The 16,749-nt window shown below is 66.4% G+C and carries 30 protein-coding genes; all 30 read left to right on the top strand.

The window, feature by feature from the left end; all coding sequences use genetic code 11:
- Positions 1-98 precede the first annotated feature (98 nt).
- The 30 genes from ABEA82_RS08470 (at position 99) to ABEA82_RS08325 (ending at position 16,721) form a co-directional block, all read left to right on the top strand.
- Positions 99-449, top strand: coding sequence for a hypothetical protein (locus ABEA82_RS08470; RefSeq protein WP_345660742.1), 351 nt, complete (start codon positions 99-101; stop codon positions 447-449).
- A gap of 414 nt (positions 450-863) precedes the next feature.
- On the top strand, positions 864-1,172 hold the full coding sequence (gene rpsJ, locus ABEA82_RS08465; RefSeq protein ID WP_003948644.1) for a 30S ribosomal protein S10: 309 nt from the start codon (positions 864-866) through the stop codon (positions 1,170-1,172).
- A 17-nt stretch (positions 1,173-1,189) separates the two neighbouring features.
- Complete coding sequence (gene rplC / locus ABEA82_RS08460) at positions 1,190-1,834, top strand: 50S ribosomal protein L3 (protein WP_003992355.1); 645 nt, start codon at positions 1,190-1,192, stop codon at positions 1,832-1,834.
- A gap of 8 nt (positions 1,835-1,842) precedes the next feature.
- On the top strand, positions 1,843-2,499 hold the full coding sequence (rplD, locus tag ABEA82_RS08455) for a 50S ribosomal protein L4 (protein ID WP_003992356.1): 657 nt from the start codon (positions 1,843-1,845) through the stop codon (positions 2,497-2,499).
- Entirely contained in the window at positions 2,499-2,918 is a 420-nt protein-coding gene (gene rplW, locus ABEA82_RS08450; protein WP_031105224.1) for a 50S ribosomal protein L23, read from the top strand. Before rplD ends, rplW begins: the two co-directional genes overlap by 1 nt.
- Before the next feature lie 38 nt (positions 2,919-2,956).
- Positions 2,957-3,793: a 50S ribosomal protein L2 gene (gene rplB / locus ABEA82_RS08445; RefSeq protein ID WP_345660741.1), complete on the top strand. Its 837-nt coding sequence runs from the start codon at positions 2,957-2,959 to the stop codon at positions 3,791-3,793.
- 12 nt (positions 3,794-3,805) lie between these two features.
- Positions 3,806-4,087 carry a 30S ribosomal protein S19 gene (gene rpsS, locus ABEA82_RS08440; protein ID WP_003992359.1) on the top strand — a complete coding sequence of 94 codons (282 nt, stop codon included), beginning with the start codon at positions 3,806-3,808 and terminating at the stop codon, positions 4,085-4,087.
- Between the two features lie 42 nt (positions 4,088-4,129).
- Positions 4,130-4,477 carry a 50S ribosomal protein L22 gene (rplV, locus tag ABEA82_RS08435; RefSeq protein WP_345660740.1) on the top strand — a complete coding sequence of 116 codons (348 nt, stop codon included), beginning with the start codon at positions 4,130-4,132 and terminating at the stop codon, positions 4,475-4,477.
- Positions 4,477-5,301 carry a 30S ribosomal protein S3 gene (rpsC, locus tag ABEA82_RS08430; protein ID WP_030233882.1) on the top strand — a complete coding sequence of 275 codons (825 nt, stop codon included), beginning with the start codon at positions 4,477-4,479 and terminating at the stop codon, positions 5,299-5,301. Before rplV ends, rpsC begins: the two co-directional genes overlap by 1 nt.
- A 5-nt stretch (positions 5,302-5,306) precedes the next feature.
- The gene (gene rplP / locus ABEA82_RS08425) at positions 5,307-5,726 is read left to right on the top strand and encodes a 50S ribosomal protein L16 (RefSeq protein ID WP_003992362.1); all 420 of its coding nucleotides are present in this window, start codon (positions 5,307-5,309) and stop codon (positions 5,724-5,726) included.
- A complete protein-coding gene (rpmC, locus tag ABEA82_RS08420) occupies positions 5,726-5,950 on the top strand; it encodes a 50S ribosomal protein L29 (protein ID WP_003974259.1) in 225 nt (74 codons plus the stop codon). Before rplP ends, rpmC begins: the two co-directional genes overlap by 1 nt.
- Positions 5,950-6,237 carry a 30S ribosomal protein S17 gene (rpsQ, locus tag ABEA82_RS08415; protein WP_003992363.1) on the top strand — a complete coding sequence of 96 codons (288 nt, stop codon included), beginning with the start codon at positions 5,950-5,952 and terminating at the stop codon, positions 6,235-6,237. Before rpmC ends, rpsQ begins: the two co-directional genes overlap by 1 nt.
- A 107-nt stretch (positions 6,238-6,344) precedes the next feature.
- Positions 6,345-6,713 (top strand): 50S ribosomal protein L14, encoded by a 369-nt coding sequence (gene rplN / locus ABEA82_RS08410; RefSeq protein WP_003998823.1) that lies wholly within the window; start codon positions 6,345-6,347, stop codon positions 6,711-6,713.
- A 2-nt stretch (positions 6,714-6,715) separates the two neighbouring features.
- The gene (gene rplX, locus ABEA82_RS08405; RefSeq protein ID WP_031477830.1) at positions 6,716-7,039 is read left to right on the top strand and encodes a 50S ribosomal protein L24; all 324 of its coding nucleotides are present in this window, start codon (positions 6,716-6,718) and stop codon (positions 7,037-7,039) included.
- Complete coding sequence (rplE, locus tag ABEA82_RS08400; RefSeq protein WP_003992366.1) at positions 7,039-7,596, top strand: 50S ribosomal protein L5; 558 nt, start codon at positions 7,039-7,041, stop codon at positions 7,594-7,596. Before rplX ends, rplE begins: the two co-directional genes overlap by 1 nt.
- Positions 7,597-7,601: 5 nt before the next feature.
- On the top strand, positions 7,602-7,787 hold the full coding sequence (locus ABEA82_RS08395; RefSeq protein WP_003948630.1) for a type Z 30S ribosomal protein S14: 186 nt from the start codon (positions 7,602-7,604) through the stop codon (positions 7,785-7,787).
- A gap of 241 nt (positions 7,788-8,028) precedes the next feature.
- A complete protein-coding gene (rpsH, locus tag ABEA82_RS08390) occupies positions 8,029-8,427 on the top strand; it encodes a 30S ribosomal protein S8 (RefSeq protein WP_003992367.1) in 399 nt (132 codons plus the stop codon).
- A gap of 24 nt (positions 8,428-8,451) precedes the next feature.
- Positions 8,452-8,991: a 50S ribosomal protein L6 gene (gene rplF / locus ABEA82_RS08385; RefSeq protein ID WP_003992368.1), complete on the top strand. Its 540-nt coding sequence runs from the start codon at positions 8,452-8,454 to the stop codon at positions 8,989-8,991.
- A gap of 3 nt (positions 8,992-8,994) precedes the next feature.
- The gene (gene rplR, locus ABEA82_RS08380) at positions 8,995-9,378 is read left to right on the top strand and encodes a 50S ribosomal protein L18 (protein ID WP_003992369.1); all 384 of its coding nucleotides are present in this window, start codon (positions 8,995-8,997) and stop codon (positions 9,376-9,378) included.
- 41 nt (positions 9,379-9,419) lie between these two features.
- On the top strand, positions 9,420-10,025 hold the full coding sequence (gene rpsE / locus ABEA82_RS08375) for a 30S ribosomal protein S5 (protein ID WP_009190144.1): 606 nt from the start codon (positions 9,420-9,422) through the stop codon (positions 10,023-10,025).
- A gap of 2 nt (positions 10,026-10,027) precedes the next feature.
- Positions 10,028-10,210: a 50S ribosomal protein L30 gene (gene rpmD, locus ABEA82_RS08370; RefSeq protein ID WP_003974250.1), complete on the top strand. Its 183-nt coding sequence runs from the start codon at positions 10,028-10,030 to the stop codon at positions 10,208-10,210.
- Between the two features lie 2 nt (positions 10,211-10,212).
- Positions 10,213-10,668 (top strand): 50S ribosomal protein L15, encoded by a 456-nt coding sequence (rplO, locus tag ABEA82_RS08365; RefSeq protein ID WP_003992371.1) that lies wholly within the window; start codon positions 10,213-10,215, stop codon positions 10,666-10,668.
- Between the two features lie 235 nt (positions 10,669-10,903).
- Positions 10,904-12,217 carry a preprotein translocase subunit SecY gene (gene secY / locus ABEA82_RS08360; protein WP_003992372.1) on the top strand — a complete coding sequence of 438 codons (1,314 nt, stop codon included), beginning with the start codon at positions 10,904-10,906 and terminating at the stop codon, positions 12,215-12,217.
- Positions 12,217-12,879, top strand: a complete 663-nt coding sequence (locus ABEA82_RS08355; RefSeq protein WP_345660739.1) for an adenylate kinase — start codon at positions 12,217-12,219, stop codon at positions 12,877-12,879. The genes secY and ABEA82_RS08355 overlap by 1 nt, the downstream gene beginning before the upstream one ends.
- 134 nt (positions 12,880-13,013) lie before the next feature.
- Positions 13,014-13,850, top strand: coding sequence for a type I methionyl aminopeptidase (map, locus tag ABEA82_RS08350; RefSeq protein ID WP_345660738.1), 837 nt, complete (start codon positions 13,014-13,016; stop codon positions 13,848-13,850).
- A 211-nt stretch (positions 13,851-14,061) separates the two neighbouring features.
- Positions 14,062-14,283 carry a translation initiation factor IF-1 gene (gene infA / locus ABEA82_RS08345; protein ID WP_003948620.1) on the top strand — a complete coding sequence of 74 codons (222 nt, stop codon included), beginning with the start codon at positions 14,062-14,064 and terminating at the stop codon, positions 14,281-14,283.
- A gap of 59 nt (positions 14,284-14,342) precedes the next feature.
- Positions 14,343-14,456: a 50S ribosomal protein L36 gene (rpmJ, locus tag ABEA82_RS08340; protein WP_003974245.1), complete on the top strand. Its 114-nt coding sequence runs from the start codon at positions 14,343-14,345 to the stop codon at positions 14,454-14,456.
- A gap of 189 nt (positions 14,457-14,645) precedes the next feature.
- Complete coding sequence (rpsM, locus tag ABEA82_RS08335; RefSeq protein WP_003992375.1) at positions 14,646-15,026, top strand: 30S ribosomal protein S13; 381 nt, start codon at positions 14,646-14,648, stop codon at positions 15,024-15,026.
- Between the two features lie 64 nt (positions 15,027-15,090).
- Entirely contained in the window at positions 15,091-15,495 is a 405-nt protein-coding gene (rpsK, locus tag ABEA82_RS08330; RefSeq protein WP_003956432.1) for a 30S ribosomal protein S11, read from the top strand.
- 203 nt (positions 15,496-15,698) lie between these two features.
- Complete coding sequence (locus ABEA82_RS08325) at positions 15,699-16,721, top strand: DNA-directed RNA polymerase subunit alpha (protein ID WP_003966937.1); 1,023 nt, start codon at positions 15,699-15,701, stop codon at positions 16,719-16,721.
- The last annotated feature ends 28 nt before the right edge of the window (positions 16,722-16,749 follow it).

Raw genomic sequence — 16,749 nt, 5'->3', positions numbered from 1 at the left:
CACGTCGCACACGCCGCAGAGACCCCACACGGCGGCGGTGGCCAGGGCTCTTCCTGTACGGGGAGCCGCTTCCGCCCGGCGTCCCGGCGGATTGGCGGTTGCCCGAACCGGACAACGCCGGTCTGTCGGGCGTCGTCACCTTCTCCTCCGGCCAGGAGATGGAGGACTTCTGGGAGGGGCACGGCTACGCCCTGGACGCCTCGCGGCAGGGGCCGTACGCCGTCTTCTACCGCCATCATGCGCGGGCGATACAGGCGAAGGCCGTCTCCGGGGTCCGTGCCTCCTGTCCCGCGGCAGGGGCGGCGGTCGAAGGGGCGGGGCTCCTGCTGGCCGAGTACTACGCTGTCAGCGTGGTCACCCCCGAGGACCCGGTCGGCGATCCGTTCTCCAGGAGCGTCGTGCGTGACTTCGTGGCGTCCTTCGGCGGGCCCGCTGCCGCTCTGGTTTGACCTACGTCACCCTGGGGGTATTCTCTCCGGCTCGATTGGCGTAGCCGCCGCCCCCTATGGCAGACTGTCCGAGTTGCTCGGTCGAGTGTTGATGCTGCGCGCCTCCCGCCGGGGGGACCGGAAGCGAGTCCCACAGTACTCGTCGCCCTAACTGCCACACGGCAGCACTGGGGCGGACGTACGGGAATCTTCCGGGAAGTGTCAGCGCGGCACCGGCCAGGCACCCGGTGGGCTTTCGCCCCCGGCTCGCGGTTCCGGCAGGGCCGTGTGCAATCCCGCAGGGATGTTCGAACAAGGGACATCCGTGTCAGCGAGAGTGCGACACGCCCGACCGCGTGGGTCGGAGGAACAGGAAGCAGCAGAAGGAATCCGCCGGGTTCCAGAGCGTAAGAGAGACAGGACTACTGAGTAGCCATGGCGGGACAGAAGATCCGCATCCGGCTCAAGGCCTACGACCACGAGGTCATCGACTCCTCGGCGAAGAAGATCGTCGAGACGGTGACCCGCACTGGTGCGTCGGTCGCGGGCCCGGTGCCGCTGCCCACTGAGAAGAACGTGTACTGCGTCATCAAGTCGCCGCACAAGTACAAGGACTCGCGCGAGCACTTCGAGATGCGCACGCACAAGCGCCTGATCGACATCCTCGACCCGACCCCCAAGACCGTTGACTCTCTGATGCGACTCGACCTCCCGGCCGGTGTCGACATCGAGATCAAGCTCTGAGGCCGGTGATCTGAGAGATGGCTAAGCAGATCAAGGGCATCCTGGGCGAGAAGCTCGGTATGACGCAGGTGTGGGACGCGAACAACCGTGTTGTTCCGGTCACCGTCGTCAAGGCCGGGCCCAACGTCGTCACCCAGGTCCGCACGAACGACGTCGACGGCTACGAGTCCGTCCAGATCGCCTTCGGCGAGATCGACCCGCGCAAGGTGAACAAGCCCCTCAAGGGCCACTTCTCCAAGGCCGACGTCACCCCCCGTCGTCACCTCGTCGAGATCCGCACCGCGGACGCCTCCGAGTACACGCTGGGCCAGGAGATCACCGCTGAGGTGTTCGAGGCCGGCGTGAAGGTCGACGTGACCGGCAAGAGCAAGGGCAAGGGCTTCGCCGGTGTCATGAAGCGCCACAACTTCCGTGGCCTCGGCGCCGGACACGGCACCCAGCGCAAGCACCGCTCTCCCGGTTCCATCGGTGGCTGCGCCACCCCGGGCCGTGTGTTCAAGGGCCTCCGCATGGCGGGTCGCATGGGCAACGAGCGGGTCACCACCCAGAACCTGACCGTCCACGCCGTTGACGCGGAGAAGGGTCTGCTGCTCATCAAGGGCGCGGTTCCCGGTCCGAACGGCGGCCTCGTCCTGGTCCGCACCGCGGCCAAGGGGGCCTGAGGTAACCGATGAGCACTGTTGACATCCTTTCGCCGGCGGGCGACAAGGCCGGTTCCGTCGAGCTCCCCGCGGAGATCTTCGACGTTGAAAAGGTCAGCATTCCGCTGATCCACCAGGTCGTCGTCGCACAGCTGGCCGCTGCCCGTCAGGGCACGCACAAGACCAAGACCCGTGGCGAGGTCCGCGGCGGTGGCAAGAAGCCGTACCGCCAGAAGGGCACCGGTCGCGCCCGTCAGGGTTCGACCCGCGCGCCGCAGTTCGCCGGTGGTGGCGTCGTGCACGGTCCCGTGCCGCGCGACTACTCGCAGCGGACCCCGAAGAAGATGAAGGCTGCCGCTCTGCGTCACGCCCTCACCGACCGGGCCCGCCACAACCGCATCCACGTCGTCTCCGGCGTCGTCGAGGGTGAGAACCCGTCGACGAAGTCCGCCAAGACGCTGTTCGGCAAGATCTCGGAGCGCAAGAACCTGCTCCTGGTCGTCGACCGCGCCGACGAGGCCGCGTGGCTGTCCGCCCGCAACCTGCCCCAGGTCCACATCCTGGAGCCGGGCCAGCTGAACACGTACGACGTTCTCGTCTCGGACGACGTGGTCTTCACCCAGGCCGCCTTCGAGTCCTTCGTGTCCGGCCCGAAGGCCAATGACACCGAAGGGAGCGAGGCCTGATGGCTATCCGTCACCCCGCAATCGCCTCCAAGGCGGCGAAGAAGGCCAAGGCCGCGCGCGTCGCCAAGGCGCGCCGCCACGCCGCCGAGGGCAAGAACACCGTCGAGACCCCGCTGAGCAAGTCCTTCACGGACCCCCGTGACGTGCTGCTCAAGCCGGTCGTCTCCGAGAAGAGCTACGCGCTCCTCGACGAGGGCAAGTACACGTTCGTCGTGGACCCGAGCGCCAACAAGACCCAGATCAAGCAGGCCGTCCAGGCGGTCTTCTCGGTCAAGGTCACCGGGGTCAACACGATCAACCGCCAGGGCAAGCGCAAGCGGACCCGCACCGGCTTCGGCCAGCGCGCGTCCACCAAGCGCGCGATCGTGACCCTCGCCGAGGGCGACCGTATCGACATCTTCGGCGGTCCGACCGCGTAAGCGGGTCGGATCGTCCGATATCGGACGAGGACTGAGAAATGGGAATCCGCAAGTACAAGCCGACTACGCCGGGCCGCCGTGGCTCCAGCGTCGCCGACTTCGTCGAGGTCACGCGGTCCACGCCGGAGAAGTCGTTGGTCCGCCCCCTGCACAGCAAGGGTGGCCGTAACAACTCCGGTCGTGTGACCGTCCGCCACCAGGGCGGTGGCCACAAGCGCGCCTTCCGCGTGATCGACTTCCGTCGTCACGACAAGGACGGCGTGCCGGCGAAGGTCGCGCACATCGAGTACGACCCCAACCGCACCGCGCGCATCGCGCTGCTGCACTACGCCGACGGCGAGAAGCGCTACATCCTCGCGCCGCGCGGCCTGTCGCAGGGCGACCGCGTCGAGAACGGTCCCGGGGCCGACATCAAGCCGGGCAACAACCTTGCCCTGCGCAACATCCCGGTCGGTACCACGCTGCACGCCATCGAGCTGCGTCCGGGCGGCGGCGCGAAGTTCGCCCGCTCCGCCGGCGCCTCGGTGCAGCTGCTCGCGAAGGAGGGCTCGATGGCCCACCTCCGCATGCCGTCCGGTGAGATCCGCCTGGTCGACGTGCGCTGCCGCGCCACCGTCGGCGAGGTCGGCAACGCCGAGCAGAGCAACATCAACTGGGGTAAGGCGGGCCGTAAGCGCTGGCTGGGCGTTCGCCCGACCGTGCGTGGTGTGGTCATGAACCCGGTGGACCACCCGCACGGTGGTGGCGAAGGCCGTACCTCGGGTGGTCGTCACCCGGTGTCCCCCTGGGGCAAGAAGGAAGGCCGTACTCGTTCGCCCAAGAAGGCGTCGAACAAGTACATCGTCCGCCGCCGCAAGACGAACAAGAAGCGCTAAGGACGGGTTGAGATGCCTCGTAGCTTGAAGAAGGGGCCCTTCGTCGACGACCACCTGATCAAGAAGGTGGACGCCCAGAACGAAGCCGGCACCAAGAACGTCATCAAGACCTGGTCCCGTCGCTCCATGATCGTGCCGGCCATGCTCGGCCACACGCTCGCGGTGCACAACGGCAAGACCCACATTCCGGTGTTTGTCACCGAGTCGATGGTCGGCCACAAGCTCGGCGAGTTCTCGCCGACGCGCACCTTCCGGGGTCACGTCAAGGACGACCGGAAGTCGAAGCGCCGCTAGCAGCGGGGTGGAATGACCATGACAGACACTGGAAGGACAACCATGGACGCCAGGGCCCAGGCGCGGTACATCCGCGTCACGCCCATGAAGGCCCGCCGAGTGGTGGACCTCATCCGTGGCCTCAACGCCACGGAGGCTCAGGCGGTCCTGCGTTTCGCCCCGCAGGCCGCGAGCGTGCCGGTCGGCAAGGTGCTGGACAGCGCCATCGCCAACGCCGCGCACAACTACGACCACACCGATGTCGACAGCCTCTACATCTCCGAGGCCTACGTCGACGAGGGCCCGACCCTGAAGCGGTTCCGTCCGCGTGCCCAGGGCCGTGCCTACCGGATCCGCAAGCGGACCAGCCACATCACCGTGGTCGTCAGCAGCAAGGAAGGAACCCGGTAATGGGCCAGAAGGTAAACCCGCACGGGTTCCGGCTCGGTGTCACGACCGACTTCAAGTCGCGTTGGTACGCCGACAAGCTGTACAAGGACTACGTCAAGGAAGACGTCGCCATCCGTCGGATGATGACGTCCGGCATGGAGCGCGCCGGCATCTCCAAGGTCGAGATCGAGCGCACCCGTGACCGCGTGCGTGTGGACATCCACACCGCTCGTCCGGGCATCGTCATCGGCCGCCGTGGCGCCGAGGCCGACCGCATCCGCGGTGACCTCGAGAAGCTCACGGGCAAGCAGGTCCAGCTGAACATCCTCGAGGTCAAGAACCCCGAGACCGACGCTCAGCTGGTCGCGCAGGCCGTCGCCGAGCAGCTCTCCTCCCGCGTCTCCTTCCGCCGTGCCATGCGCAAGAGCATGCAGTCGGCGATGAAGGCCGGCGCCAAGGGCATCAAGATCCAGTGCGGTGGCCGCCTCGGTGGCGCCGAGATGTCCCGCTCGGAGTTCTACCGCGAGGGCCGCGTGCCCCTGCACACGCTCCGCGCGAACGTGGACTACGGCTTCTTCGAGGCCAAGACGACCTTCGGCCGCATCGGCGTGAAGGTCTGGATCTACAAGGGCGACGTCAAGAACATCGCCGAGGTCCGCGCCGAGAACGCCGCTGCCCGTGCGGGTAACCGCCCGGCCCGCGGCGGTGCAGACCGCCCGGCCCGTGGTGGCCGCGGTGGCGAGCGGCGCGGTCGCAAGCCGCAGCAGGCCGCTGGTTCCGAGGCCCCCAAGGCCGAGGCTCCCGCGTCCGCCGCTCCGGCTGAGAGCACCGGAACGGAGGCCTGACCGACATGCTGATCCCCCGTAGGGTCAAGCACCGCAAGCAGCACCACCCCAAGCGCAACGGCATGTCCAAGGGTGGCACGCAGGTTGCGTTCGGCGAGTACGGCATTCAGGCCCTGACCCCGGCTTACGTGACGAACCGGCAGATCGAGGCAGCTCGTATCGCCATGACGCGTCACATCAAGCGTGGCGGCAAGGTCTGGATCAACATCTACCCGGACCGTCCCCTCACGAAGAAGCCCGCCGAGACCCGCATGGGTTCCGGTAAGGGTTCTCCGGAGTGGTGGATCGCCAACGTCAAGCCCGGACGCGTGATGTTCGAGCTGTCGTACCCCAACGAGAAGATCGCGCGCGAGGCCCTGACCCGTGCGGCTCACAAGCTGCCGATGAAGTGCAAGATCGTCAAGCGCGAGGCAGGTGAAGCGTGATGTCGGCCGGTACCAAGGCGTCCGAGCTGCGCGAGCTGGGCAACGAGGAGCTTCTCGCGAAGCTCCGCGAGGCCAAGGAAGAGCTGTTCAACCTCCGCTTCCAGGCGGCGACTGGCCAGCTCGAGAACCACGGCCGGCTCAAAGCCGTCCGTAAGGACATCGCGCGGATCTACACCCTGATGCGTGAGCGCGAGCTGGGCATCGAGACGGTGGAGAGCGCCTGATGAGTGAGAGCAACGTGACTGAGCAGACTGCAGAGGCCCGCGGCTTCCGCAAGACCCGTGAGGGTCTCGTCGTCAGCGACAAGATGGACAAGACCGTCGTCGTCGCCGTCGAGGACCGCGTCAAGCACGCGCTGTACGGCAAGGTCATCCGCCGTACCAACAAGCTCAAGGCGCACGACGAGCAGAACGCCGCGGGTGTCGGCGACCGTGTCCTCCTCATGGAGACCCGGCCGCTGTCCGCGACGAAGCGCTGGCGCGTCGTCGAGATCCTCGAGAAGGCCAAGTAATCCCTCCTAGGGGGACCCCCTAGGAATAGTTCCGCCAGGCTCGGGGCGGGGTCACGTGTGTAAGTGTGACTCCGCCCCGGGAACCGGCAGACAACCAGGAGATAGACGTGATCCAGCAGGAGTCGCGACTGCGTGTCGCCGACAACACGGGTGCGAAGGAGATCCTCTGCATCCGTGTGCTCGGCGGCTCCGGTCGTCGCTACGCGGGTATCGGTGACGTCATCGTCGCCACCGTCAAGGACGCGATCCCCGGTGGCAACGTGAAGAAGGGTGACGTCGTCAAGGCGGTCATCGTTCGCACCGTCAAGGAGCGCCGCCGTCCGGACGGCTCGTACATCCGCTTCGACGAGAACGCCGCTGTCATTCTGAAGAACGACGGCGACCCTCGTGGCACCCGTATCTTCGGCCCGGTCGGCCGTGAGCTGCGCGAGAAGAAGTTCATGAAGATCATCTCCCTCGCGCCGGAGGTGCTGTGAGCATGAAGATCAAGAAGGGCGACCTGGTCCAGGTCATCACCGGCAAGGACAAGGGCAAGCAGGGCAAGGTCATTGCCGCTTACCCGCGCGAGGAGCGTGTCCTGGTCGAGGGTGTCAACCGGGTCAAGAAGCACACCAAGGCAGGTCCGACGGCTCGCGGTTCGCAGGCCGGCGGCATCGTCACCACCGAGGCGCCGATCCACGTCTCCAACGTCCAGCTGGTCGTGGAGAAGGACGGCAACAAGGTCGTGACCCGCGTCGGATACCGCTTCGACGACGAAGGCAACAAGATCCGCGTTGCCAAGCGGACGGGTGAGGACATCTGATGACGACCACCACCAGCCCGCGCCTGAAGCAGAAGTACCGTGAGGAGATCACGGGCAAGCTGCGTGACGAGTTCAAGTACGAGAACGTCATGCAGATCCCCGGTCTCGTCAAGATCGTGGTCAACATGGGTGTGGGCGACGCCGCCCGCGACTCCAAGCTGATCGAGGGTGCCATCAAGGACCTCACCACGATCACCGGTCAGAAGCCGGCCGTCACCAAGGCCCGCAAGTCCATCGCGCAGTTCAAGCTGCGTGAGGGCCAGCCGATCGGTGCCCACGTCACGCTCCGTGGCGACCGCATGTGGGAGTTCCTGGACCGCACCCTGTCGCTCGCGCTGCCGCGCATCCGCGACTTCCGCGGCCTGTCCCCCAAGCAGTTCGACGGCCGTGGCAACTACACCTTCGGTCTCACGGAGCAGGTCATGTTCCACGAGATCGACCAGGACAAGATCGACCGTACCCGGGGTATGGACATCACCGTGGTGACCACGGCGACCAACGACGCTGAGGGCCGCGCGCTCCTTCGTCACCTCGGCTTCCCGTTCAAGGAGGCGTGAGCGAGATGGCGAAGAAGGCTCTGATTGCCAAGGCTGCTCGCAAGCCCAAGTTCGGTGTGCGTGGCTACACGCGCTGCCAGCGCTGCGGCCGCCCGCACTCCGTGTACCGCAAGTTCGGCCTGTGCCGCGTGTGCCTTCGTGAGATGGCTCACCGTGGCGAGCTGCCGGGCGTGACCAAGAGCTCCTGGTAATCCCCCTATTCGGGATTCGCAGGGCTCTCGGTAAGCAAGTAGGGGTGGCAGGGCGCCCAGCTCACATGGCTTAGGCTTGTGGGGTTGGGCGTCTGCCGCCGCCCTTACGCTCGCGGACAGCTGTCCGCTAATTGAATGCTTACTACGCCGTAGGTCCACCGCGCCGCACCCGTCCCGTCTCGGATCGGGGAGAGGGATGGCGCACCAGGAAACCCCGGCGAGAGAGGCCGAAGGCCAATTCATGACCATGACTGATCCGATCGCAGACATGCTGACGCGTCTGCGGAACGCGAACTCGGCGTACCACGACTCCGTGGCGATGCCGCACTCGAAGATCAAGTCGCACATCGCGGAGATCCTCCAGCAGGAGGGCTTCATCACGGGCTGGAAGGTCGAGGACGCCGAGGTCGGCAAGAACCTCGTCCTGGAGCTGAAGTTCGGCCCCAACCGTGAGCGCTCCATCGCGGGCATCAAGCGGATCTCCAAGCCCGGTCTCCGGGTGTACGCGAAGTCCACCAACCTGCCGAAGGTTCTCGGCGGCCTGGGCGTGGCCATCATCTCCACGTCCCACGGTCTCCTGACCGACAAGCAGGCGCAGAAGAAGGGCGTGGGTGGGGAAGTCCTCGCCTACGTCTGGTAGTTCGGGAACGGAGGAGAGACAGCAATGTCGCGTATCGGCAAGCTCCCCATCCCGGTTCCCGCCGGCGTGGACGTCACCATCGACGGCCGTACGGTCGCGGTCAAGGGCCCCAAGGGCGAACTGACCCACACCGTCATCGCGCCGATCGACATCGCCAAGGCCGAGGACGGCACCCTTCAGGTGCTCCGGCCCAACGACGAGCGGCAGAGCAAGGCCCTGCACGGCCTGTCCCGCACGCTGGTGGCGAACATGATCACCGGTGTGACCCAGGGATACGTCAAGAAGCTCGAAATCAGCGGTGTCGGTTACCGCGTCGTGGCGAAGGGCTCCAACCTGGAGTTCTCCCTCGGCTACAGCCACCCGATCCTGGTCGAGGCCCCCGAGGGCATCACCTTCAAGGTGGAGTCCCCGACCCGCTTCTCGGTCGAGGGCATCGACAAGCAGAAGGTCGGCGAGGTTGCGGCCAACATCCGCAAGCTGCGCAAGCCCGACCCGTACAAGGCCAAGGGCGTCAAGTACGAGGGCGAAGTCATCCGCCGCAAGGTCGGAAAGGCGGGTAAGTAAGCCATGGCATACGGGCAGAAGATCCTTAAGGGCGATGCCTACAAGCGCGCCGCGATCAAGCGCCGCCACATCCGGATCCGTAAGCACATCAACGGAACGGCGGAGCGTCCGCGCCTGGTCGTCACCCGCTCGAACCGCCACATCGTGGCCCAGGTGATCGACGACATCAAGGGTCACACCCTTGCGTCGGCGTCCACCCTGGACAGCTCGATCCGCGGTGGCGAGGGCGACAAGTCCGCGCAGGCCAAGCAGGTCGGCGCCCTGGTCGCCGAGCGCGCCAAGGCCGCCGGTGTCGAGGCCGTCGTGTTCGACCGTGGTGGTAACCAGTACGCGGGGCGCATCGCCGCCCTGGCGGACGCCGCCCGCGAGGCCGGACTCAAGTTCTGAGTCGGTTCCGTAGCTAGCGGAAACAGAGAGAGGTAATTCCAATGGCTGGACCCCAGCGCCGCGGTGGCGGTGCCGGTGGCGGCGAGCGGCGGGACCGGAAGGGCCGTGACGGCGGCGCTGCTGCCGCCGAGAAGACCGCGTACGTTGAGCGCGTCGTCGCGATCAACCGCGTCGCCAAGGTTGTGAAGGGTGGTCGTCGCTTCAGCTTCACCGCGCTGGTCGTGGTGGGCGACGGTGACGGCACCGTGGGTGTCGGATACGGCAAGGCCAAGGAGGTGCCGGCCGCCATCGCCAAGGGCGTTGAGGAGGCCAAGAAGCACTTCTTCAAGGTCCCCCGCATCCAGGGCACCATCCCGCACCCCATCCAGGGTGAGAAGGCTGCCGGCGTCGTGCTCCTGAAGCCCGCGTCGCCCGGTACCGGTGTTATCGCCGGTGGTCCGGTGCGTGCCGTGCTCGAGTGCGCCGGTATCCACGACGTGCTGTCGAAGTCGCTCGGCTCCGACAACGCGATCAACATCGTGCACGCGACCGTGGAGGCCCTGAAGGGCCTGCAGCGTCCCGAGGAGATCGCGGCCCGCCGTGGTCTGCCCCTCGAGGACGTCGCCCCCGCGGCTCTTCTCCGTGCGCGTGCCGGGGCGGGTGCGTAATCATGGCGCAGCTCAAGATTACGCAGGTCAAGTCCTACATCGGCAGCAAGCAGAACCACCGTGACACCCTGCGTTCCCTTGGTCTCAAGGGCATCAACACGCAGGTCGTCAAGGAGGACCGCCCCGAGTTCCGCGGCATGGTGCACACCGTCCGCCACCTCGTGACGGTCGAGGAGGTCGACTGATCATGGCGGAGCAGAACCCGCTCAAGATCCACAACCTCCGTCCCGCCCCGGGCGCCAAGACCGCCAAGACCCGTGTCGGTCGTGGTGAGGCGTCGAAGGGTAAGACGGCCGGTCGTGGTACGAAGGGCACCAAGGCCCGCTACCAGGTTCCGGAGCGCTTCGAGGGTGGCCAGATGCCCCTCCACATGCGCCTCCCGAAGCTGAAGGGCTTCAAGAACCCGTTCAAGACCGAGTACCAGGTCGTGAACCTCGACAAGCTGGCCGCGCTCTACCCCGAGGGTGGCGAGGTCACCGTCGAGGGTCTGGTGGCCAAGGGTGCCGTTCGCAAGAACGCGCTCGTCAAGGTCCTCGGCCAGGGCGAGGTCTCCGTGGCGCTGCAGGTGACGGTCGACGCCGTCTCCGGCTCCGCCAAGGAGAAGATCACCGCCGCCGGCGGTTCCGTCACCGAGCTCGTCTGAACACCACAGGCGTCTCGATGACCTGAGCGATCCCGACCGGGGATACCCCACATTTGGGGTATCCCCGGTTGGTCGTTCCTAGGGCGGCAGTCTCGCCGGTAAGGTGGCTTGGACTGCCCTCTTTTCACAGGGTGCTGCACATCGGGCACTCTGAGCGGCAGTTGACCGTTACCTATTCGTCGAACCTCAAGACCGTCACCCTTGACGCAGTTGCGCGGGGGTCGCAGGAGGCACCGTGCTCACCGCGTTCGCCCGGGCGTTCAAGACGCCCGACCTGCGCAAGAAGCTGCTCTTCACGCTCGGCATCATCGTGGTCTACCGGGTCGGTACGCACATCCCGATCCCCGGTGTCGACTACCGGAACGTCCAGACCTGTATCGACGCGGCCCAGGCCAACACGGGCCTGTTCGGTCTGGTCAACATGTTCAGCGGCGGCGCGCTGCTGCAGATCACGATCTTCGCGCTGGGCATCATGCCGTACATCACGGCGAGCATCATTCTGCAGCTGCTGACCGTGGTGATCCCGCGCCTGGAAGCCCTGAAGAAGGAGGGCCAGGCCGGTACGGCGAAGATCACGCAGTACACCCGTTACCTGACGATCGCCCTCGCCATCCTCCAGGGCACCGGCCTCGTCGCCACCGCCCGCAGCGGCGCTCTGTTCCAGGGCTGCCCGGTGGCCAGCCAGATCGTTCCTGACCAGTCGATCTTCGTCACCATCACCATGGTCATCACGATGACCGCCGGTACGGCGGCCGTGATGTGGCTCGGCGAGCTCATCACCGACCGCGGCATCGGCAACGGCATGTCGATCCTGATGTTCATCTCGATCGCCGCCACCTTCCCGTCCGCCCTGTGGGCGATCAAGGAGCAGGGCTCGCTGGCCGGCGGCTGGATCGAGTTCGGCACCGTCATCCTGGTCGGCCTCGTCATGGTCGGCCTGGTCGTCTTCGTCGAGCAGGCCCAGCGCCGCATCCCGGTGCAGTACGCCAAGCGGATGATCGGCCGCCGCTCCTACGGCGGTACGTCCACGTACATCCCGCTGAAGGTGAACCAGGCGGGTGTGATCCCCGTCATCTTCGCCTCGTCGCTGCTCTACATCCCGGCCCTGGTGGCGCAGTTCGCCGGGGGCAACTCGGGCTGGAAGACCTGGATCGAGCAACACTTCGTCAAGGGCGACCACCCGTATTACATCGCTTCGTACTTCCTGCTGATCGTTTTCTTCGCGTTCTTCTATGTGGCGATCTCCTTCAACCCCGAGGAAGTCGCCGACAACATGAAGAAGTATGGTGGCTTCATCCCGGGCATCCGGGCTGGCCGACCGACCGCTGAGTACCTGAGCTACGTACTCAACCGGATCACCTGGCCGGGTTCGCTGTACCTGGGCCTGATCGCTCTCGTACCGACGATGGCGTTGGTTGGTTTCGGGGCAAACCAGAACTTCCCGTTCGGTGGGACCAGCATCCTGATCATCGTGGGTGTGGGTCTCGAGACCGTGAAGCAGATCGAGAGCCAGCTCCAGCAGCGCAATTACGAAGGGTTCCTCCGCTGATGCGTATCGTCCTCGTCGGGCCGCCGGGTGCCGGTAAGGGAACGCAGGCCGCGTTCCTGGCCAAGAACCTGTCGATCCCGCACATCTCCACGGGCGACCTGTTCAGGGCCAACATCAGCCAGCAGACGGAACTCGGCAAACTGGCGAAGTCCTACATGGACGCGGGCAATCTCGTGCCCGACGAGGTCACCATCGCGATGGCGAAGGACCGCATGGAGCAGCCGGACGCCGAGAACGGTTTCCTGCTGGACGGCTTCCCCCGCAACGTCTCCCAGGCCGAGGCGCTCGACGAGCTGCTCGAGACCGAGAACATGCAGCTCGACGCGGTGCTGGACCTGGAGGTCCCGGAGGAAGAGGTCGTCAAGCGGATCGCCGGCCGGCGCATCTGCCGCAACGACTCCTCGCACGTCTTCCACGTGACGTACAAGCAGCCCGCCAAGGAAGGCGTCTGCGACGTCTGCGGCGGTGAGCTGTACCAGCGGGACGACGACTCCGAGGAGACGGTCCGGACGCGGCTGGAGGTCTACCACACCCAGACCGAGCCGATCATCGACTACTACAAGGCGCAGGGCCTGGTGGTCACGATCTCGGCGCTCGGCAAGGTGGAGGACGTCACGGCGCGCGCCATGGAGGCGCTCAAGCGTGGCGAGGACGACAAGTAGTCGTTCGTGCTCAGCTACGGCCGCGGTTCCCCGCTCGGGGGCCGCGGCTGCTGTGTGGGCGGGGCCGGTCGCGCAGGCCCCGTATCGTTGAAGGCGTTCGTGTTCGCTGAAGGTCCAGAAAGGCCGTAGCCCCCATGGTGCAGATCAAGACCCCCGAGCAGATCGCCAAGATGCGTGAGGCGGGGCTGGTCGTCGCCGCCATTCACGCGGCGACCCGTGAGGCCGCCGTCCCCGGGGCCACGACGAAGGATCTGGACCAGGTCGCCCGCAAGGTGCTCGCGGAGCACGACGCCAAGCCGAACTTCCTCGGGTACGGCGGCTTCCCCGCGACGATCTGCACGTCCGTGAACGAGGTCGTCGTCCACGGCATCCCCTCCGACGAGGTGGTCCTCAAGGACGGGGACATCATCTCCATCGACTGCGGCGCGATCATCGACGGCTGGCACGGCGACGCCGCCTTCACGGCCTTCGTGGGCTCCGGTCACGCCCCGGAGCTGGTCGAGCTCTCCCGGGTGACCGAGGAATCGATGTGGGCCGGCATCGCGGCCATGAAGCAGGGCAACCGGCTGGTCGACGTCTCCCGGGCCATCGAGACCTACATCCGCCGCCAGCCCAAGCCCGGCGGCGGCAAGTACGGGATCATCGAGGACTACGGCGGCCACGGCATCGGCACCGAGATGCACATGGACCCGCACCTGCTGAACTACGTCGACCGGCGGCGCGGCAAGGGCCCGAAGCTGGTGCCGGGCTTCTGCCTCGCGATCGAGCCGATGGTGTCCCTGGGGACGCCGAAGACGGAGGTCCTCCAGGACGACTGGACCGTCATCACGACGGACGGTACGTGGTCGTCCCACTGGGAGCACTCCGTCGCCTTGACGGAGGAGGGGCCGCTCGTGCTGACGGCTCCCGACGGGGGGAAGGCGAAGCTGGCCGAGCTGGGGATCGTGGCCGCGCCGGATCCGCTGGGCTGAGCGCCGTCCGCGGCTGCGAGCCGGTGGGGGTTGTTCGCGCAGTTCCCCGCGCCCCTTTCGGGGCGCTTAAAGCTGTATCCGGCGGGGCAGGCTTCCTCGATTCGTGTTTCTGAGGGGCCTGACGTAGACTGACTCGTCGGCTCTTGTGTACCCGCATGTCTCCATGCGCTCACTGAGGGTCGATCAAGGTAGTCGATTCGAAGGGCGAAGCGTGGCCAAGAAGCAAGGTGCCATCGAGATCGAGGGCACTGTCGTCGAGTCTCTGCCGAACGCCATGTTCAAGGTCGAGCTCCAGAACGGCCACCAGGTCCTGGCACACATCAGCGGCAAGATGCGTATGCACTACATCCGCATCCTCCCTGACGACCGGGTCGTGGTGGAGCTGTCTCCGTACGACCTCACGCGTGGCCGGATCGTCTACCGCTACAAGTAGATCTTGCCCGCATCCCGCTTCCGGCGGGGTGGTGGCACTGACCCGGAGAACCTCACCTAATGAAGGTCAAGCCGAGCGTCAAGAAGATCTGCGACAAGTGCAGGGTGATCCGCCGTCACGGTCGGGTCATGGTCATCTGCGACAACCCGCGCCACAAGCAGCGCCAGGGCTGACGCACGACCGATCCCTCTGCACCTCTCGCAGAGATTCGCGCGACGCGAGCTGAATATGTTCATACGCAGGACCCAAGCCGGCACGGCTTGACACCCCCGGTTCGGAGGCCGGGGACCCAGTTCGTACCTCGTACGGCGGCTGGGGGTCGGTTCTGCGGAAGACCTCCGACAAGTAACTGGAGCCATTGAATGGCACGCGTTTCCGGTGTTGACATCCCGCGCGACAAGCGCGTGGAGATCGCCCTCACCTACGTGTTCGGCATCGGCCGGACTCTGTCCCAGCAGACGCTGGCCGCCACCGGCGTGGACCCGAACACCCGTGTTCGTGACCTCTCCGAGGAGCAGCTGGTCGCGATCCGCGAGTTCGTCGACAACAACATCAAGACCGAGGGTGACCTCCGTCGCGAGATCCAGGCCGACATCCGCCGCAAGGTCGAGATCGGTACGTACCAGGGTCTGCGTCACCGCCGCGGTCTGCCCGTCCGCGGTCAGCGCACCAGCACCAACGCCCGCACCCGCAAGGGCCCGCGTCGCGCCATCGCCGGTAAGAAGAAGCCGGGCAAGAAGTAGTCCTCAGCGGACGCTCGTCAGCGGTCTTCGCTGCAGGACCGACCACCTCCCGTAGGAGTTATAGATGCCCCCCAAGGGTCGTCAGGGCGCTGCCAAGAAGGTGCGCCGCAAGGAAAAGAAGAACGTCGCTCACGGCCACGCGCACATCAAGAGCACGTTCAACAACACGATCGTCTCGATCACGGACCCGTCCGGCAACGTGATCTCCTGGGCCTCCGCCGGCCACGTCGGCTTCAAGGGCTCCCGGAAGTCCACGCCGTTCGCCGCGCAGATGGCCGCCGAGTCGGCTGCCCGCCGCGCCCAGGAGCACGGCATGCGCAAGGTCGACGTGTTCGTCAAGGGCCCGGGCTCCGGTCGTGAGACCGCGATCCGCTCCCTGCAGGCCACGGGCCTCGAGGTCGGCTCCATCCAGGACGTCACCCCGACCCCGCACAACGGCTGCCGTCCGCCGAAGCGCCGCCGCGTCTGACGCAGGCGCTCTCGGGGCTCGCTGTGCCTCCGGTCTCTTCGGCCGGGGGTGTGGGGGTCGCCCCCCACGTATGACAGCCGGGCGGTACGACTCCTTCAGGTCGTATCGCCCGTACCCTTGCAGTACCCGTCCCTTTCTGTCGGGGACGGTTCAAGTCGGGCGTCAAATAGCGGGCGCCCCCGACTGAAGGATCTGATCCACACATGCTGATCGCTCAGCGTCCCTCGTTGACCGAAGAGGTCGTCGACGAGTTCCGCTCCCGGTTCGTGATCGAGCCGCTGGAGCCGGGCTTCGGTTACACCCTCGGCAACTCCCTGCGCCGGACCCTCCTCTCCTCGATCCCGGGTGCGGCGGTCACGTCCATCCGCATCGACGGTGTCCTGCACGAGTTCACCACCGTGCCGGGCGTCAAGGAGGACGTCACCGACCTGATCCTCAACATCAAGCAGCTGGTCGTCTCCTCGGAGCACGACGAGCCGGTCGTGATGTACCTGCGCAAGCAGGGCCCGGGTCTGGTCACCGCCGCCGACATCGCGCCGCCGGCCGGTGTCGAGGTGCACAACCCCGACCTCGTCCTCGCCACGCTCAACGGCAAGGGCAAGCTGGAGATGGAGCTGACGGTCGAGCGTGGCCGTGGCTACGTCTCCGCCGTGCAGAACAAGCAGGTCGGCCAGGAGATCGGCCGGATCCCGGTCGACTCGATCTACTCGCCGGTGCTCAAGGTCACGTACAAGGTCGAGGCCACGCGTGTCGAGCAGCGGACCGACTTCGACAAGCTGATCGTCGACGTCGAGACCAAGCAGGCGATGCGTCCGCGTGACGCCATGGCCTCCGCCGGTAAGACCCTGGTCGAGCTGTTCGGTCTCGCCCGCGAGCTGAACATCGACGCCGAGGGCATCGACATGGGTCCGTCCCCGACGGACGCCGCGCTCGCCGCCGACCTGGCGCTGCCGATCGAGGAGCTCGAGCTCACCGTTCGGTCGTACAACTGCCTCAAGCGTGAGGGCATCCACTCCGTGGGTGAGCTCGTCGCGCGTTCCGAGGCCGACCTCCTCGACATTCGCAACTTCGGTGCGAAGTCCATCGACGAGGTCAAGGCGAAGCTGGCGGGTATGGGCCTGGCGCTCAAGGACTCGCCTCCCGGGTTCGACCCGACCGCCGCGGCGGACGCCTTCGGCGCGGACGACGACGCGGACGCCGGGTTCGTCGAGACCGAGCAGTACTAAGAGCTCGGGACCGGCTGCCGGTTCCTGG

Source organism: Streptomyces venetus, from assembly GCF_039540295.1.
Lineage (GTDB): Bacteria > Actinomycetota > Actinomycetes > Streptomycetales > Streptomycetaceae > Streptomyces > Streptomyces venetus.
This window is presented reverse-complemented; position numbering and strand designations above follow the sequence as displayed.

What these genes read in the sequence shown, in the direction of transcription:
- rpsJ (WP_003948644.1), top strand. Translation starts at nt 864, where the DNA reads ATGGCGGGACAGAAGATCCGCATCCGGCTCAAGGCCTACGACCACGAG.
- rplC (WP_003992355.1), top strand. Translation starts at nt 1,190, where the DNA reads ATGGCTAAGCAGATCAAGGGCATCCTGGGCGAGAAGCTCGGTATGACG.
- rplD (WP_003992356.1), top strand. Translation starts at nt 1,843, where the DNA reads ATGAGCACTGTTGACATCCTTTCGCCGGCGGGCGACAAGGCCGGTTCC.
- rplW (WP_031105224.1), top strand. Translation starts at nt 2,499, where the DNA reads ATGGCTATCCGTCACCCCGCAATCGCCTCCAAGGCGGCGAAGAAGGCC.
- rplB (WP_345660741.1), top strand. Translation starts at nt 2,957, where the DNA reads ATGGGAATCCGCAAGTACAAGCCGACTACGCCGGGCCGCCGTGGCTCC.
- rpsS (WP_003992359.1), top strand. Translation starts at nt 3,806, where the DNA reads ATGCCTCGTAGCTTGAAGAAGGGGCCCTTCGTCGACGACCACCTGATC.
- rplV (WP_345660740.1), top strand. Translation starts at nt 4,130, where the DNA reads ATGGACGCCAGGGCCCAGGCGCGGTACATCCGCGTCACGCCCATGAAG.
- rpsC (WP_030233882.1), top strand. Translation starts at nt 4,477, where the DNA reads ATGGGCCAGAAGGTAAACCCGCACGGGTTCCGGCTCGGTGTCACGACC.
- rplP (WP_003992362.1), top strand. Translation starts at nt 5,307, where the DNA reads ATGCTGATCCCCCGTAGGGTCAAGCACCGCAAGCAGCACCACCCCAAG.
- rpmC (WP_003974259.1), top strand. Translation starts at nt 5,726, where the DNA reads ATGTCGGCCGGTACCAAGGCGTCCGAGCTGCGCGAGCTGGGCAACGAG.
- rpsQ (WP_003992363.1), top strand. Translation starts at nt 5,950, where the DNA reads ATGAGTGAGAGCAACGTGACTGAGCAGACTGCAGAGGCCCGCGGCTTC.
- rplX (WP_031477830.1), top strand. Translation starts at nt 6,716, where the DNA reads ATGAAGATCAAGAAGGGCGACCTGGTCCAGGTCATCACCGGCAAGGAC.
- rplE (WP_003992366.1), top strand. Translation starts at nt 7,039, where the DNA reads ATGACGACCACCACCAGCCCGCGCCTGAAGCAGAAGTACCGTGAGGAG.
- ABEA82_RS08395 (WP_003948630.1), top strand. Translation starts at nt 7,602, where the DNA reads ATGGCGAAGAAGGCTCTGATTGCCAAGGCTGCTCGCAAGCCCAAGTTC.
- rpsH (WP_003992367.1), top strand. Translation starts at nt 8,029, where the DNA reads ATGACCATGACTGATCCGATCGCAGACATGCTGACGCGTCTGCGGAAC.
- rplF (WP_003992368.1), top strand. Translation starts at nt 8,452, where the DNA reads ATGTCGCGTATCGGCAAGCTCCCCATCCCGGTTCCCGCCGGCGTGGAC.
- rplR (WP_003992369.1), top strand. Translation starts at nt 8,995, where the DNA reads ATGGCATACGGGCAGAAGATCCTTAAGGGCGATGCCTACAAGCGCGCC.
- rpsE (WP_009190144.1), top strand. Translation starts at nt 9,420, where the DNA reads ATGGCTGGACCCCAGCGCCGCGGTGGCGGTGCCGGTGGCGGCGAGCGG.
- rpmD (WP_003974250.1), top strand. Translation starts at nt 10,028, where the DNA reads ATGGCGCAGCTCAAGATTACGCAGGTCAAGTCCTACATCGGCAGCAAG.
- rplO (WP_003992371.1), top strand. Translation starts at nt 10,213, where the DNA reads ATGGCGGAGCAGAACCCGCTCAAGATCCACAACCTCCGTCCCGCCCCG.
- ABEA82_RS08355 (WP_345660739.1), top strand. Translation starts at nt 12,217, where the DNA reads ATGCGTATCGTCCTCGTCGGGCCGCCGGGTGCCGGTAAGGGAACGCAG.
- map (WP_345660738.1), top strand. Translation starts at nt 13,014, where the DNA reads ATGGTGCAGATCAAGACCCCCGAGCAGATCGCCAAGATGCGTGAGGCG.
- rpmJ (WP_003974245.1), top strand. Translation starts at nt 14,343, where the DNA reads ATGAAGGTCAAGCCGAGCGTCAAGAAGATCTGCGACAAGTGCAGGGTG.
- rpsM (WP_003992375.1), top strand. Translation starts at nt 14,646, where the DNA reads ATGGCACGCGTTTCCGGTGTTGACATCCCGCGCGACAAGCGCGTGGAG.
- rpsK (WP_003956432.1), top strand. Translation starts at nt 15,091, where the DNA reads ATGCCCCCCAAGGGTCGTCAGGGCGCTGCCAAGAAGGTGCGCCGCAAG.
- ABEA82_RS08325 (WP_003966937.1), top strand. Translation starts at nt 15,699, where the DNA reads ATGCTGATCGCTCAGCGTCCCTCGTTGACCGAAGAGGTCGTCGACGAG.